General features: G+C 58.9%; 14 protein-coding genes. All 14 read left to right on the forward strand.

Annotated features, from left to right (window positions below):
• Position 1 precedes the first annotated feature (1 nt).
• The 14 genes from AC2FIS_RS08955 (at position 2) to nosZ (ending at position 14,212) form a co-directional block, all read left to right on the forward strand.
• Positions 2-1,792 carry a NapC/NirT family cytochrome c gene (locus tag AC2FIS_RS08955; protein WP_496772938.1) on the forward strand — a complete coding sequence of 597 codons (1,791 nt, stop codon included), beginning with the start codon at positions 2-4 and terminating at the stop codon, positions 1,790-1,792.
• Between the two features lie 54 nt (positions 1,793-1,846).
• Positions 1,847-2,248, forward strand: coding sequence for a cupredoxin domain-containing protein (locus tag AC2FIS_RS08960; protein ID WP_496772939.1), 402 nt, complete (start codon positions 1,847-1,849; stop codon positions 2,246-2,248).
• Positions 2,249-2,438: 190 nt separating this feature from the next.
• A complete protein-coding gene (cobA, locus tag AC2FIS_RS08965; RefSeq protein ID WP_496772941.1) occupies positions 2,439-3,200 on the forward strand; it encodes a uroporphyrinogen-III C-methyltransferase in 762 nt (253 codons plus the stop codon).
• On the forward strand, positions 3,193-3,543 hold the full coding sequence (locus tag AC2FIS_RS08970) for a c-type cytochrome (RefSeq protein WP_496772942.1): 351 nt from the start codon (positions 3,193-3,195) through the stop codon (positions 3,541-3,543). Before cobA ends, AC2FIS_RS08970 begins: the two co-directional genes overlap by 8 nt.
• Positions 3,540-4,685, forward strand: coding sequence for a cytochrome D1 domain-containing protein (locus AC2FIS_RS08975; protein ID WP_496772944.1), 1,146 nt, complete (start codon positions 3,540-3,542; stop codon positions 4,683-4,685). Before AC2FIS_RS08970 ends, AC2FIS_RS08975 begins: the two co-directional genes overlap by 4 nt.
• Before the next feature lie 3 nt (positions 4,686-4,688).
• The gene (gene ahbB, locus AC2FIS_RS08980) at positions 4,689-5,678 is read left to right on the forward strand and encodes a siroheme decarboxylase subunit beta (RefSeq protein ID WP_496772945.1); all 990 of its coding nucleotides are present in this window, start codon (positions 4,689-4,691) and stop codon (positions 5,676-5,678) included.
• Positions 5,675-6,124: an Lrp/AsnC family transcriptional regulator gene (locus AC2FIS_RS08985; RefSeq protein WP_496772946.1), complete on the forward strand. Its 450-nt coding sequence runs from the start codon at positions 5,675-5,677 to the stop codon at positions 6,122-6,124. Before ahbB (AC2FIS_RS08980) ends, AC2FIS_RS08985 begins: the two co-directional genes overlap by 4 nt.
• Positions 6,121-6,603 carry a siroheme decarboxylase subunit beta gene (gene ahbB / locus AC2FIS_RS08990; protein WP_496772947.1) on the forward strand — a complete coding sequence of 161 codons (483 nt, stop codon included), beginning with the start codon at positions 6,121-6,123 and terminating at the stop codon, positions 6,601-6,603. Before AC2FIS_RS08985 ends, ahbB (AC2FIS_RS08990) begins: the two co-directional genes overlap by 4 nt.
• Positions 6,604-6,606: 3 nt before the next feature.
• Positions 6,607-7,821, forward strand: a complete 1,215-nt coding sequence (gene nirJ, locus AC2FIS_RS08995; RefSeq protein ID WP_496772948.1) for a heme d1 biosynthesis radical SAM protein NirJ — start codon at positions 6,607-6,609, stop codon at positions 7,819-7,821.
• Positions 7,796-9,349, forward strand: coding sequence for a nitrite reductase (locus AC2FIS_RS09000; RefSeq protein ID WP_282121463.1), 1,554 nt, complete (start codon positions 7,796-7,798; stop codon positions 9,347-9,349). Before nirJ ends, AC2FIS_RS09000 begins: the two co-directional genes overlap by 26 nt.
• On the forward strand, positions 9,306-9,569 hold the full coding sequence (locus AC2FIS_RS09005; RefSeq protein ID WP_058274926.1) for a hypothetical protein: 264 nt from the start codon (positions 9,306-9,308) through the stop codon (positions 9,567-9,569). Before AC2FIS_RS09000 ends, AC2FIS_RS09005 begins: the two co-directional genes overlap by 44 nt.
• An 89-nt stretch (positions 9,570-9,658) precedes the next feature.
• Positions 9,659-10,123, forward strand: coding sequence for a DUF2946 family protein (locus tag AC2FIS_RS09010; protein WP_496772950.1), 465 nt, complete (start codon positions 9,659-9,661; stop codon positions 10,121-10,123).
• A 44-nt stretch (positions 10,124-10,167) separates the two neighbouring features.
• On the forward strand, positions 10,168-12,291 hold the full coding sequence (locus AC2FIS_RS09015; RefSeq protein WP_496773337.1) for a 4Fe-4S binding protein: 2,124 nt from the start codon (positions 10,168-10,170) through the stop codon (positions 12,289-12,291).
• A 13-nt stretch (positions 12,292-12,304) separates the two neighbouring features.
• Positions 12,305-14,212, forward strand: a complete 1,908-nt coding sequence (gene nosZ, locus AC2FIS_RS09020) for a TAT-dependent nitrous-oxide reductase (RefSeq protein ID WP_496772951.1) — start codon at positions 12,305-12,307, stop codon at positions 14,210-14,212.
• Positions 14,213-14,214: the final 2 nt, after the last annotated feature.

Here is a 14,214-nt window from a genome sequence, read left to right on the forward strand (position 1 = left end):
TATGACCTCCGAACCAGAAAAAAAGAAACCGATCTGGCGCCGATATTTCCTATGGGGAATGCCCGTGGCCGGTATTGCCGCAGCCTTTGTCGGCGGCATCATCTTCTGGGGCGGATTCAACACCGCCATGGAAGCCACCAACACCAAAGATTTCTGTATCTCTTGTCATGAGATGCGCGATTTTGTCTACGAAGAATACACCGGCACGATCCATGACGTGAACCGGTCCGGTGTCGGTGCAGTCTGTTCTGACTGCCACGTGCCGAAGGACTGGACCCACAAGATGATCCGCAAGATCAAGGCGTCCAAAGAGCTGTACGGCAAGGTGGTTGGCACCATCAATACGCGTGAGAAGTTCGAAGCCAAACGCGTGCATCTGGCGATGAATGAGTGGGAACGGATGAAGGCCACCGACTCGCGTGAATGCCGCAACTGTCACGACTTTGAATCGATGATGCCTGAATTCCAGAAACCCCGCGCGCGTCAACAGCACCTGAACGCGATGACCGTGGGCCAGACCTGTATCGACTGTCACAAGGGGATTGCGCACTCGGACGCCCGCGACCGGGCCGACGAAGAGTATCTGGAAGAGCTTGAAGCGCCGAACCCGGATTTTATTCGTCAGATCCCGCCGGAATACATGGCCAGCCTTGAACGGATCGAAGCCAAGGAAGCCGCAGAAGCCGAAACCGAGAAAGCGGCCAAACTGGCGCAGAATGAAGCCGTGCAAGCTCAGATTGCAGCTGCTGTGGATGCAGCCGTGGCGGAAGAACGCGCCAAATCCAGCGGCGAGGAAGCCGGAGCACCCGCAGGTGGTGGGGATGGTGGCGACGTCGCTGCGAATGTCGACTGGAACGCGGTTGCCAGCGCCGACTTGAAACTGTTCTACCCCGGTCAAGCTTCGTTTGAATGGGTCCAAAACGGTAAGTCCCACGGCGGTGCCCGTCCTCTGACCAAAGGGGGCGACCAGTGTACGACCTGCCACGCCAAAGAGCTGGACACGATCGGCAACAAGATTGTTGCGGGCGGCGAATTGGAGCCGACCCCAATCCCCGGCAAACGCGGCGTGATCGACGCAACCGTTCAGGCAGCGCATGATGACGAGAACCTGTATATCCGCCTGCAATGGCCGGATGCAGGTCACAATCCCGCGCCTTTCGCGGACGGTGGAAAGATGGACCCTGACAACCAGATCAAGGTCGCCATGATGATCACCGGCACTGGGATCGAGCTGGGCGATCAGGTTGGCTGCTGGGCTTCGTGCCATGCCGACAACAGCTATATGCCCTTCGCACCTGAGGCGGATGCGATTGCCGCAAATGGTGACGTTTCGGGCCGTCTGGCCACTCAGGATACGGTGACCAAATACATCAGCGAAAGCCGTACAGATGTCGAGGTCAAAGGCCGTCGCGGCAAAGCTCTGGGCGGTTGGGACAAGCTGGAGGCCGAAGCACAGATCGAGCAGTACCTGGCCGATGGCACCTATCTTGACCTGATGCGGGTCTATGCCGATGGCAGTGCGACAAACGGCTATCTGCTGGAACAGCGCGTAGTCAATGACGGTGAAATCGCCGCCTCGGCCAATCTGGCCAGCGGTATGTGGACCGTTGTGTTTACCCGCCCGCTGAATTCAGGCGCGCCTGGCGACATCCCGCTTGAGCTTGGTCAGACCTACACGGTTGGTTTTGCGATCCACGACGATTTTGCCGCGGCGCGGTTCCACCATGTGACGCTGGATACCAGCCTGGCGCTGGATGACGACAGCGCGTTCATCAACGTGGTCAAACAATAACGAAACGGCGCCGGGTATTCCGGCCCCTTTCTTTTTGGAAAGGAGATTTGGACGATGAAGCCTCAACACCTTCTTCCCGCCTTGCTTCTTCTGTCTTTGCCCGCATGGGCGGATGAGGCCGCCGAGATCTGCGCCGAGGCTGAGGACCGTTATGTCGAGCTTTTGGGTCAATCATCTTCGGCCGTCGAGGATGCCGAGGTGGTGCTGATGTACAAATACAATTTCTGCCCGGCCGAACTGACCGTGAAGGCTGGCACCACAGTCCGTTGGGTCAATGTCGACAAACGGACCAGCCACTCGGTCCTGCTGAAGGATGGCGGCAAGCCGGAAAGCGACCGGTTGTTCCCTGAAGAAACGGTCGAGATTACCTTCCTTACCCCGGGTCCGCAGGAATACCTGTGCGGCCCGCATTGGGAGACACAGAACATGATCGGAATGATCACAGTCGAACCCTGAGCCGAGGCAAAAATACAGGCAGAAAGAAAGGAGCGCGGGCGCAAATCCCGCGCTCCTTAACTTTAGTCAAGGAAGTCGCGCGGTTAATGCGCAAACCTGCCCACATGACACGCCCGGCTGGCCCAGCGACGTCCTCAATTCGCCGAATGGACCCGGGTTTCGAAGACATTCAGACCAAGCGAGTTTGCACATGAGCGGTAAGGTTTTTCTGATTGGTGCCGGTCCCGGCGACCCCGAACTCATGACCCTGCGCGCACTGCGCATGCTGCAAGAGGCCGATGTGGTTGTTTATGACCGGCTGGTCTCGACCGACATTCTGGACCTGCATGCCCCCGGCGCGCGGCTGATCCCGGTCGGCAAAGCGCCCAAGTGCCATTCGGTGCCACAGGATCGCATCAACGACATTCTGGTCAAAGAAGCCCGCGCAGGCCATTGCGTTGCGCGTTTGAAAGGCGGCGACCCGATGATCTTTGGACGTGGTTCGGAAGAGGCCGCGTATCTGATGGCCCACGGTATCGCGATTGAATACGCGCCGGGCATCACTGCCGCACAGGGGGCATCCAGCTCCACTGGCGTGCCGCTGACCCATCGCGGCCTGGCAACCTCGGTTCAATATGTCACCGGTCACAGGCAAGCCGACAAGGTGCTGGACCTGGATTGGAAACGGCTGGCCGATCCTGACGCAACGCTAGTCATCTACATGGGTGTCGCAAATATTGGTCAGATCGCCATGGGCCTGATGACGGAAAACCTGCCGGGCTCGACGCCTGTTTTGGCCGTAGGCAAAGCGACAACGCCAGACGAGCGTCGACTTGTTTCAAGACTGGACAAATTGGCAGCGGATGTGCGCGAGGCGGATCTGAAGGCCCCGACGCTGTTTATCGTCGGGCAAGTGGTTACCCTTTACGCGGATCAACCTGTGACGAACCTGCTGGAGCAGGCCCATGGTTAGTGTCGTCCAATCGAACGGCGGGCTTCCGGCATGGGCCTCACGCGCTTTTCTCACAACAGCCGTCCTCATCGCCACCTCGGCCCTTGCCGCCGACGTGCTGGATGGCAACGCCCTGAAACGGCTTGTGCATCAGGATTGCGGCTCTTGCCACGGGTTGTCTTTGAAGGGTGGCCTTGGGCCGGATCTGCGGTCCAAATCGCTAGAGCATTACGATGCAAACGTTCTGACCGACGTCATCCTTGATGGCATCCCCGGCACCGCAATGCCCCCGTGGCGGCCCCTGATCAGCGAGGAAGAGGCCGAATGGATCGCCCGCTATCTTCTGGAATCGGAGGCACAATGAAACACCTCATCCTTAGCCTTGCAGCCACCCTAATGATGACAACGGCGCAGGCCGAGCCCACCGCCACAGGCGATTTAGGTCTGGTAGTCGAACGTGCCAACGGTTCGGTTCTGCTGGTGGATCAATCTGACCGGGCAGCGTTGGCACGGATCGAAGGCTTAGGTGATCTGTCCCACGCTTCACTGGTCTATTCGCCTGATGAACGTTTCGCGTATGTGTTCGGACGCGATGGTGGGCTGACCAAGGTCGATATTGTGACTCGCCAGATCGTGAACCGGGTCGTGCAGGCAGGCAACGCCATCGGCGGTGCTATCTCGGATGACGGTCAACTGGTGGCCGTATCGAATTATGAACCCGGCGGTATTCGCGTCTTCAATGCCGAGACGCTCGAGATGGTCGCGGACATCCCCACCGATAGCAAAACCATCGGTCTGGTCGATGCACCGGGCCGCCGGTTTGTGTTCACCATGTGGGACACGGGCGAGACCTGGATCGCCGATTTCTCAGCGGGCACCCCCGAAATCACCAAGATCCAAGAGATGGGCAAGAACCCCTATGACGCGCTTATTACCGCCAATGGTCGGACCTACATCACCGGGCTATTCGGCGAAGACGGGCTGACAGCGCTGGACCTCTGGGCCGACAACCCCGAACCAATCCGCGTGTTACCCGACTATGGCCGTGGGCAAGAGGAAATGCCTGTCTACAAGATGCCTCACTTGGAAGGCTGGGCGCTGACCGGGCGCGAATTCGTGTTGCCTGCAGTTGGTCATCACGAGGTTCTATGGATCGACGCCGATACTCTGACCGAGACCGGTCGGACGCAAACTCACGGTCAACCGGTCTTTGCCATGGCGCGGCCCGACGGACGGCAGGTCTGGGTGAATTTTGCCCACCCGTTGAACGACACGATTCAGGTGATCGACAGTGTCAGTAAAAAGATTATCCGCGAGTTCAAACCAGGGCCCGCCGTGCTGCATATGGAGTTCACTCCGCGCGGGCATGAGGTCTGGATCAGCGTGCGGGATGCCAACAAGGTCATCGTCTACGACACACAAACCTTCGAAAAGCTACGCGAGATCGAGGCGGACAGCCCATCTGGTATCTTCTTCACTGCCCGCGCGCACAAAACGGGGCTGTAGGCGATGGAACATATCACCGACCCGATCGATCGCCGCCTGCTGGATGAGTTTCAACGCAATTTTCCGTTAACGGACCACCCTTTCCAGGTTTTGGCTTTCACGTTGGGGCTGGACGAGATTGAAGTGTTGGATCGCCTAGCCCGAATGCGGGCGACCGGCCGGATTACGAGAGTCGGCGCGACCATTGCCCCTGGCGCGGTTTCTGCCAGCACTCTGGCCGCCGTCGCTGCACCGGGTGAACGCCTGGAAGAAGTGGCCGCTCTGATCGACGCCGAACCGGGTGTGAACCATAACTACCAGCGCGAGGACGAATGGAACCTCTGGTTCGTGGCAACCGGTCCGGACCGGGCGCATGTCAATGACACGCTGGCTCGGATTGCCCAGCGCACAGGGCTGCAGGTTCTCGACCTTCGGTTGGTTCGTCCGTTCAACGTGGATCTGGGGTTTCGCATGTCCGGCCAGACCCGAAACGTTCCAAGCCCGCGCAAGATAGATCGATCGGTCTTGCAAGACGGCGATCGCGCGTTGCTTCAAGCCCTCAGTTCGGGTTTGCCGCTGGTCGCTGAACCCTATGCCGTACTGGCCCAGTCAATAGGTCGCGACGCTGCGGATGTGATGGATCGGATCGAGGTACTGCACAGGGCCGGTATCATATCGCGCCTGGGCGTGATCGTGCGTCACCGTGCGCTCGGATGGTCAGCCAACGCAATGATTGTCTGGGACATGCCATCCGAGCAGATCGACACCGCCGGTCCCGCCCTTGCAGCCCACCCCGGAGTGACCTTGTGCTATGAACGGTGCCCGGTCGAAGGGGTCTGGCCTTATCGCCTCTACTCAATGATCCACGCCCGAACCCGCAGCGAAGCGCTGGAGATTCTGGCCAGTGCGCGCGCGCTGCCGGACCTGTTTGGCGCGCAGCACAAGGTTTTGTTCTCGACGCGCTGTTTCAAACAGACCGGCGCGCTGATCCAACCGAAAGAGGCCGCCGCATGACACTGGATGGAACCGACCGCGCGATCCTGAACCGAATGCAGGACGATCTGCCCTTGGTATCGCACCCTTATGTAGCCGTGGCAGAGGAGTTGGGCATTCCTGAAAGCGAAGTGCTTAACCGCCTGACCCGTATGAAAGACGCCCGAGTGATCACCCGCTTTGGTCCGTTCTTCGACGCCGCCGCCATGGGGGGCGCTTTTTGCCTGTGTGCAATGGCGGTGCCAACTGAAGAATTCGAAACCGTCCTGACCAAAGTCAATGCGCATGCAGAGGTTGCCCACAATTATGAACGTACGCACCGGCTGAACATGTGGTTCGTGCTGGCCACCGAAACTCCCGAGGGGATCGTGGGCACTGCTGATGCAATCGAACGGGAAACGGGAATCTGCGTTCTTCGTTTCCCCAAACTACAGGAATTTTTCATCGGCTTTCGGGTGGCGGCATGATCAACGCAAGAGATCGAGAGATTGTCGAGGCGCTGCAAGGCGGCCTGCCCCTTGTGCCCGCGCCCTATGCGCAGGTGGCCGAGATACTTGGCATGGATGAAGATGCCCTTTTGTACCGCTTGGCCGAGTTGAAGTCGCGCGGTGTGATCCGTCGCATCGCTGCCGCGCCGAACCACTACAAATTGGGCATGACATCGAACGGGATGACCGTCTGGGATGTGGATGACGACCGGATCACCGAATTAGGTGCCCGGATCGGTGCGTTGCCCTTTGTCACTCATTGCTATGAACGCCCCCGCGCCCTGCCCGATTGGCCATACAATCTGTTCGCCATGGTACACGGCGCTGATCGTGACGAGGTCGAAGCAAAGCGCGCTGAAATTGCTGCCATTCTGGGCGATGCCTGCCGGGTCAAAGATATCCTTTATTCCACGCGCATCCTGAAAAAGACCGGGCTGCGCCTGAAAGCGAAAGGCTGAGACATGTTCCGCCTGACCGAATACATGCACCAACTGGTCAATCCGACCCTGGTGCGCAAACGCCGCCCCGGACCGGTGAAACCAGTGGTGATCTGGAACCTGACGCGGCGCTGCAATTTGAAATGCCGCCATTGCTATACCGTTTCGGCGGATGTGGCCTTCCCCGGTGAGCTCAGCCATGAGCAAGCCATGGTAACCCTTGAGGATCTGGGCCAATTTCGCGTCCCGGCCCTGATCCTCTCGGGTGGAGAACCACTGGACCGGTTCGATTTCTTTGACATCGCCAAACGGGCCCGCGATTTGGTGCCGATGCTGGCACTGTCGACCAACGGCACGCGGATCTATGACGAAACAGCCGATTTGATTGCCGATGTGGGATTCAACTATGTTGGCATCTCGCTAGACGGGATCGGAGCCACGAACGATTGGTTTCGCGGTGTCGAGGGCGCCTTTTCCGACGCCCTGCGCGGTGTCCGCGAATGTAAGAAGCGCGGCATCAAGGTGGGACTTCGCTTTTGCCTGACTGAAGGTACTCAACACCATCTGCCCGATCTGCTGCAGCTGTGCGACGACGAGGGTGTCGACAAGTTCTACTTGTCCCATCTGGTTTATGCCGGGCGTGGCGACAAAAACCGGGGAGAAGATGCTGAACATCTGCGTACACGGAAAGGGCTGGACCTGCTGTTGGAGCGCGCATGGGAGGCTGCCTCGGGTGGTCGTCCTCTGGATATCGTGACCGGTAATAATGACGCTGACGCGGGGTATTTCCTGAACTGGGTCCGCGCGCGTTTCGATGCTGAAAAAACAGCTCATATACGCAAGCATCTGGCGGCATGGGGTGGCAACTCCAGCGGCCTAGGCGTGGCCAATATCGACAATCTGGGCCGCGTACACCCCGACACTTACTGGTCGGACTACACTGTCGGCGATGTGAAGACCCGGTCGTTCTCGGAACTTTGGACCGGCGATGATCAAATGTTGGCCATGCTGCGCACACGTCCCCGCCCCTTGAAAGGGCGCTGCGGCGCCTGTCAGCTCAAGGATGTCTGTGGCGGCAACACCCGTATCCGGGCTTTGCAGGTGACCGGCGACCCGTGGGCGGAAGATCCAGCATGCTATCTGTCAAACCAAGAAATCGGCGTGGATGAGGCGGGCGGTCGCCTGCAGGTCACGCCGTTCCGGGGGAAACGCCATGATCCGGCGCATCAGTTCTTCTAAGACACTCAAACTCGGCACTCTCTGCTCGCTGTTGTTGATCGGAACCGCATGGGCTGACGCTCCTTCGGATTACGCTGAATTTTGTGCGTCCTGCCACGGCGAAAACCGCTTAGGCGGCGTGGGTCCGGCGCTTATCCCTGAAACGCTGAAGCGGATGCGCGGTCCTCGCGTTGCCGCAGTTATCGCCGAAGGGCGGACCGCAACCCAAATGCCTGCCTTCTCGCACGAGCTCGACGCTTTGCAGATTGAAGAACTGGCGGGTTGGTTGAAATCACCGCTGGAAAGCGATCCCGAGTGGGGTGAGGCCGACATAATGGCCAGCCGAATTCTGGACGAGAATTACGTCGCAGTTGAAGCACCCATCTGGGACAGCGACCCGATGAACATTACTCTGGCTGTTGAGACAGGGGACCATCATGTCAGCGTGCTGGACGGTGACACTTTCGAGGTTTTGGACCGGTTCGAGACACCCTTTGCCGTTCATGGCGGTCCAAAATTCAGCCCAGACGGGCGATATGTGTTCATCATGTCACGTGATGGCTGGGTCCAGAAGTATGACATCTGGGCCTTGGAACAAGTTGGCCGCGTGCGCGCTGGCCTAAACAGTCGCAACATCGCCATGTCGGGCGATGGCAAATGGGTGGCAGTGGCAAACTACCTGCCCAACAGCCTGACCTTGCTGTCGACCGAAGACCTGTCCGTGGTCAAGGTCATCGACATCAAAAGCAAGAAGGGCAAGCCCAGCCGCGTTTCGGCGGTCTATCAGGCCCCCCCACGCGAGAGCTTTGTTCTGGCCCTCAAGGATGTGCCCGAGATCTGGGAGGTCTTCTACGGGGCCAATCCTCCTCAATTTGGTATCGGTCATGATTTCCGCATCGAAGGACAATTCAAAAACCCTGACCCTTTCCCGGTGCGCAAGATCACCACGCCGGACTATCTGGATGATTTCTTTTTCGACCAGAGCTATGAATACGTCATGGGCGCATCCCGAGGCGGCGAGGGCGGTCAGGTGATTGATCTGGTCATCGGTCAGAAGGTCGCCGATCTGGATCTGCCGGGGATGCCGCACCTGGGCTCGGGGATCACGTGGAGGTATGGCGATACGACCGTGATGGCAACGCCGCACCTGACCGATGGCACCGTTTCCGTGATCGATATGGAGACCTGGAAAACTGTTAAGCAGATCAAAACCGAAGGGCCGGGGTTTTTCATGCGCAGCCATGAGAATTCTCCTTACGTCTGGGCCGATGTGTTCTTTGGACCCAACAAGGACGCTATGCATGTGATCGACAAGCAGAGTCTTGAAATCGTTAAGACTCTGCGCCCGGCCCCCGGTCAAACCGTGGCTCATGTGGAATTCACCAAAGATGGCAGCCACGCACTCGTGTCCATCTGGGAAGATGATGGCGCGGTTATTGTCTATGACGCGCAAACATTGGAAGAGGTCCGCCGCCTGCCGATGCGCAAACCTTCAGGGAAATACAATGTCTGGAACAAAATCACCTTCTCGGAAGGCACCAGCCACTGAGGGCAATTGGCCGGTCTGGAAACTGGCCATCCTTTTGTATCCGGCCACGGCTTTGACCGTGGCCATCAACCTGTTTCTAGCGGGGCTGATCGCCAACAGCGCCGGGTTTGGCGTGATTACGCCTGTAGCCGCGATCCTGTGGTCAATTCCCCTGGGCGTACCCGCCGCGTGGTTGGCAGGGCGTTGGTTGCGCGGGTTGATGGATGAAGCGGACGAATAACGCGAAATTTCCTGCAGCCTAACCGAAGTCAAGTATCACCACGCGAGAATCCCCTACGGCTTAGGAACGATTTCCGAGTTGGATTCTCCATGCCCGCCCTTAGCCCTCTGCACAGCCTCCCTGTTCGCGCGTTGCGTGCGACGTGTGCGTTGGCGGGCATCCTTCTGCTGTTGTTGCAAATGCTTGGCCCGGCGCTGGCGAGTCCCGGCCAAAGCATGTGGGTGGAAATCTGCTCGGAGGCAGGAGCGGTCTGGGTCCAGATAGACCTTGAGGAGGAAGATCAAGACCCAGCCGCGCCCTGTCCCAAATGCGCCGACTGCGCTTTGTGTGCTGTCACCGCCGCGGCCCCGGTGCCGGACTTGCCCGTCCTGATACGGGACAGCATCGTTCGCACCGCACGCCCTTCGCCCTGCGATCTGGTCCAGGTCTGCAACTTGAAACGATTGTGGCCTGAAACCCGTGGCCCCCCGGCTGCGCCCAAATACAAAGCCGAACGCGCCCAGCGCGCGTCCATAGCGTCAATCCAAGTATCCGGAGGTGCGCTGTGGTCGTAAGTCGCGCAATCCAATTCCTGCTGGCCATTGCCCTGTCCTGCCTGATGGCGATCAGTGCCCATGCCGACAGCCTCGCCAGCTTCCTGCCTGACATCACCCCTTCTGAGTTGGTTCCCGGTGCCGATGCCTTTGGCCCGGTACGTGATGACGTGCCTGTTGCCCCGGTTCTGAAGGGTGGCGAGACCGTCGCCTGGGCCTTCCTGACCTCGGATTTCGTCGGTACCACCGGTTATTCGGGCAAACCTATCCACGTGGTCGCCGCCATCGACGACGACGCAGTTTTGACCGGTGTGAAACTGGTCAAACACTCGGAACCCATTGTTCTGATCGGCATCCCCAATTCGCGCATGGTAAAATTGACGGAAGGCTATGCTGGGCTCGACCTGAAGGTTGAAGCTGAGACCGGTGGCGAAGGACATGACCTCGATATCATCTCGGGCGCGACCGTGACGATCATGGTGATTGATGACAGCCTGGTTCGTGGCGGCATCAAGGTAGCGCGCGCGTTGGGTCTAGGTGGTCTGTCGCCGCTACAGGCCGATGGTCCCAAGCGCGAAATCGATATGGCTAAGAACTCAGTCTATGACTGGACCACTCTGTCCGGCGATGGCTCGGTCCGGCGCCTGACGCTGGATGTCGGTCAGGTCAATACCGCCTTTGCAGCCACAGGCGATCAGCGCGCCATCAAACGCCCGGAACCGGGCGAGCCGGATGACACGTTCATCGACATGCATGTGGCGCTGGTCTCTGTCCCTTCGATCGGCAAGTCCCTGTTGGGCGAGGCTGAATATCAGAACCTGACCGATCGGCTGGACGAAGGTGAACAGGCCATTCTGGTGCTAGGTCGCGGGGCCTACAGCTTCAAGGGATCGGGCTATGTGCGTGGCGGAATCTTCGATCGGATTCAACTGATCCAAGGTGATAACTCGGTACGGTTCTTTGACAAACAACAAGAGCGCTTGGGCAGGGTCGCAGCATCGGATGCACCCAGTTTCACCGAGCTGGATATCTTCAAAATCCCGGCCGAGGCCGAGTTCGACCCGGCCGAACCGTTTCGCCTGCAACTGCTGGTACAGCGTGCCGTAGGCGCGGTTGAGAAAACCTTCCTGACCTTCGATCTGGGCTACAAACTGCCCGAGCAATATCTGCTGCCCGTCACCGCCCCGGCGGTCGTAGACGATGCCACGGGTGAAGCCGCGGCCAAAGCCGCACTTTGGAAGCGTATCTGGAAGGATCGCACCGTCGAAATTGGTGTCCTTGGCTTCATGCTACTGGTTCTGAGCGCGACTTTCTTCTTCCAGTTCCACGCCACAATGAATGCACGGTTCTTCTACTGGTTCCGCATCGGTTATCTGACCATGACCCTGTTCTTCATCGGCTGGTATGCCAATGCACAGCTGAGCGTGGTGAACCTCATGGCGCTGGCAGGCAGCTTGCGCACCGGGTTCAGTTGGGATGCCTTCCTGTTGGATCCGCTGGTCTTCATCCAATGGTTCGCCGTCGCCGCCGCGCTGCTGTTCTGGGGTCGTGGGGCCTATTGCGGCTGGCTGTGCCCGTTTGGTGCCTTGCAAGAACTGACCAACAAGATCGCCCGCGCGCTGAAAGTGCCGCAATGGACTCTGCCCTGGGGCCTGAACGAACGCCTCTGGCCTGCAAAATACATGATCTTTCTGGGTCTCTTCGGCCTCAGCTTTGTCTCTATTCCGCTGGCCGAAAAATATGCCGAGGTCGAGCCGTTCAAGACCGCGATCATTCTGAAATTCATGCGCGACTGGCCGTTTGTGGTCTTTGCGCTAGCCCTGCTGGGGATCGGGCTGTTCATTGAACGCTTCTATTGCCGCTACCTCTGCCCGCTGGGCGGAGCGCTGGCGATCCCGGCCCGAATGCGCATGTTCGACTGGCTGCGCCGCTACAAGGACTGCGGCACGCCCTGTCAGACCTGCGCCAATGAATGCCCCGTTCAGGCGATCCACCCCACCGGTGAGATCAATCCGAACGAGTGCGTCACCTGCCTGCATTGTCAGGTGCTCTACCAGTCCGAGGACAAATGTCCCGTCGTTATCCGCCAGCTTAAGCGGCGGGCCAAGACAGGGTCGGTCGATCTCAAGACCCCACTCGGACAACCACCGGCGAACCATCCGAACGCCAAACCGAAAACCGTTTCCTAAAGGAGGAACGATCATGTCGGAACATGACAACAAACTGAACATCACACGTCGCGGGATGCTGGGCGCAACCGCAACCGGCGCCGTGCTGGCCGGGACCGGTCTGGGTTCGACCCTGATGACCGCAAAACAGGCCAGCGCCGCCGCCAATGCCAATCTGCAGCCCGGCGAACTGGACGAATACTACGGCTTCTGGTCCTCGGGTCAGACCGGTGAACTGCGTATCCTTGGCTTCCCTTCCATGCGCGAGCTGATGCGGGTGCCGGTGTTCAACCGTTGCTCGGCCACCGGCTGGGGCCAGACCAATGAATCGCTGAAGATCATGACCGACGGCCTGCTGCCGGAGACCAAAGAGTTTCTCGCCAAGCGCGGCCTGAAAACTTATGATAACGGCGACCTTCACCACCCACACATGTCGTTCACCGATGGCACCTATGATGGCCGCTATCTGTTCATGAACGACAAGGCCAACACCCGCGTCGCTCGTGTGCGCTGCGATGTGATGAAATGCGACAAGATCACCGAAATCCCGAACGCCAAGGCGATCCACGGTCTGCGTCCTCAGAAGTTCCCGCGCACCGGCTATGTCTTTGCCAATGGTGAGGATGAAACGCCGCTGGTCAACGACGGCACAGTGCTGGACGATCCGTCGCAATACGTGAACATCTTCACCGCGCTGGACGGCGACACCATGGAAGTCGCTTGGCAAGTGATCGTGTCGGGTAACCTCGACAACACCGACTGCGACTATCAGGGCAAATACGCCTATTCGACCTCGTACAACTCGGAAATGGGTATGAACCTGGCCGAGATGACCGAGAACGAGCTGGATCATGTCGTTGTCTTCAACCTCGCAGAAATCGAAGCAGGGATTGAGGCCGGTGACTATCAGGAACTGAAAGGCGTCAAGGTTCTGGATGGACGCAAGGGTCAGAACAAGAAGTACACCCGTTACATCCCGATCCCGAACTCGCCGCACGGTATCAACACTGCGCCTGACGGCAAGCACGTCTGCATCAACGGTAAGCTGTCGCCGACCGTATCGATCATGGACGTGACCAAGCTGGACGCCCTGTTCGAAAGCGATGCCGACCCACGATCCTGCATTGTGGGTGAACCGCAGCTTGGTCTTGGCCCGCTTCACACCGCCTATGACGGCCAGGGCAATGCGTTCACCACGCTGTTCCTCGACAGTCAGATCGTGAAGTGGAACATCGAAGACGCCATCAAGGCCTATGCCGGTGAGGACGTGGACCCGATCATCTCGAAAGTCGACGTGCATTATCAGCCAGGCCACAACTCGACCACCATGGGTGAAACCAAGGAGGCCGACGGCAAATGGCTGATTTCGATGAACAAGTTCTCGAAAGACCGGTTCCTGAACACGGGCCCGCTGAAGCCTGAAAATGAACAGCTGATCGACATCTCATCCAACGAGATGAAAGTGGTTCACGACGGGCCGACCTTTGCCGAGCCGCATGACTCGATCATGGTTCGCGCCGACATCGTCAACCCGGTCAACGTCTGGGACCGCGCCGATGTCACATGGGAAGACGCCCGCAAACAGGCCGAGGCTGATGGCATCGATCTGGAAGACGGCGCCGAGGAACCAATCCGGGACGGCAACAAGGTGCGGGTCTATATGACCTCGCAGGCCCCGACCTTCAGCCTTGAAAAGTTCACCGTCAAACAGGGCGACGAGGTGACGGTTTACATCACCAACCTGGATGACGTGGACGATGTGACCCACGGCTTCTGCCTGGGCAACTACGGCATCGCGATGGAGGTGGCTCCGATGGCAACCGCATCGGTCACCTTCACCGCCGACCGCCCGGGCGTGCACTGGTTCTATTGCCAGTGGTTCTGCCACGCGCTGCACATGGAAATGCGCGGCCGGATGCTGGTCGAACCGGCGGGAGCATAACC

The organism is Ruegeria sp. CDSB113, assembly GCF_059611045.1.

Coding starts and splice junctions, on each gene's coding strand:
- AC2FIS_RS08955 (WP_496772938.1), top strand. CDS start 2: ATGACCTCCGAACCAGAAAAAAAGAAACCGATCTGGCGCCGATATTTC.
- AC2FIS_RS08960 (WP_496772939.1), top strand. CDS start 1,847: ATGAAGCCTCAACACCTTCTTCCCGCCTTGCTTCTTCTGTCTTTGCCC.
- cobA (WP_496772941.1), top strand. CDS start 2,439: ATGAGCGGTAAGGTTTTTCTGATTGGTGCCGGTCCCGGCGACCCCGAA.
- AC2FIS_RS08970 (WP_496772942.1), top strand. CDS start 3,193: ATGGTTAGTGTCGTCCAATCGAACGGCGGGCTTCCGGCATGGGCCTCA.
- AC2FIS_RS08975 (WP_496772944.1), top strand. CDS start 3,540: ATGAAACACCTCATCCTTAGCCTTGCAGCCACCCTAATGATGACAACG.
- ahbB (WP_496772945.1), top strand. CDS start 4,689: ATGGAACATATCACCGACCCGATCGATCGCCGCCTGCTGGATGAGTTT.
- AC2FIS_RS08985 (WP_496772946.1), top strand. CDS start 5,675: ATGACACTGGATGGAACCGACCGCGCGATCCTGAACCGAATGCAGGAC.
- ahbB (WP_496772947.1), top strand. CDS start 6,121: ATGATCAACGCAAGAGATCGAGAGATTGTCGAGGCGCTGCAAGGCGGC.
- nirJ (WP_496772948.1), top strand. CDS start 6,607: ATGTTCCGCCTGACCGAATACATGCACCAACTGGTCAATCCGACCCTG.
- AC2FIS_RS09000 (WP_282121463.1), top strand. CDS start 7,796: ATGATCCGGCGCATCAGTTCTTCTAAGACACTCAAACTCGGCACTCTC.
- AC2FIS_RS09005 (WP_058274926.1), top strand. CDS start 9,306: ATGTCTGGAACAAAATCACCTTCTCGGAAGGCACCAGCCACTGAGGGC.
- AC2FIS_RS09010 (WP_496772950.1), top strand. CDS start 9,659: ATGCCCGCCCTTAGCCCTCTGCACAGCCTCCCTGTTCGCGCGTTGCGT.
- AC2FIS_RS09015 (WP_496773337.1), top strand. CDS start 10,168: ATGGCGATCAGTGCCCATGCCGACAGCCTCGCCAGCTTCCTGCCTGAC.
- nosZ (WP_496772951.1), top strand. CDS start 12,305: ATGTCGGAACATGACAACAAACTGAACATCACACGTCGCGGGATGCTG.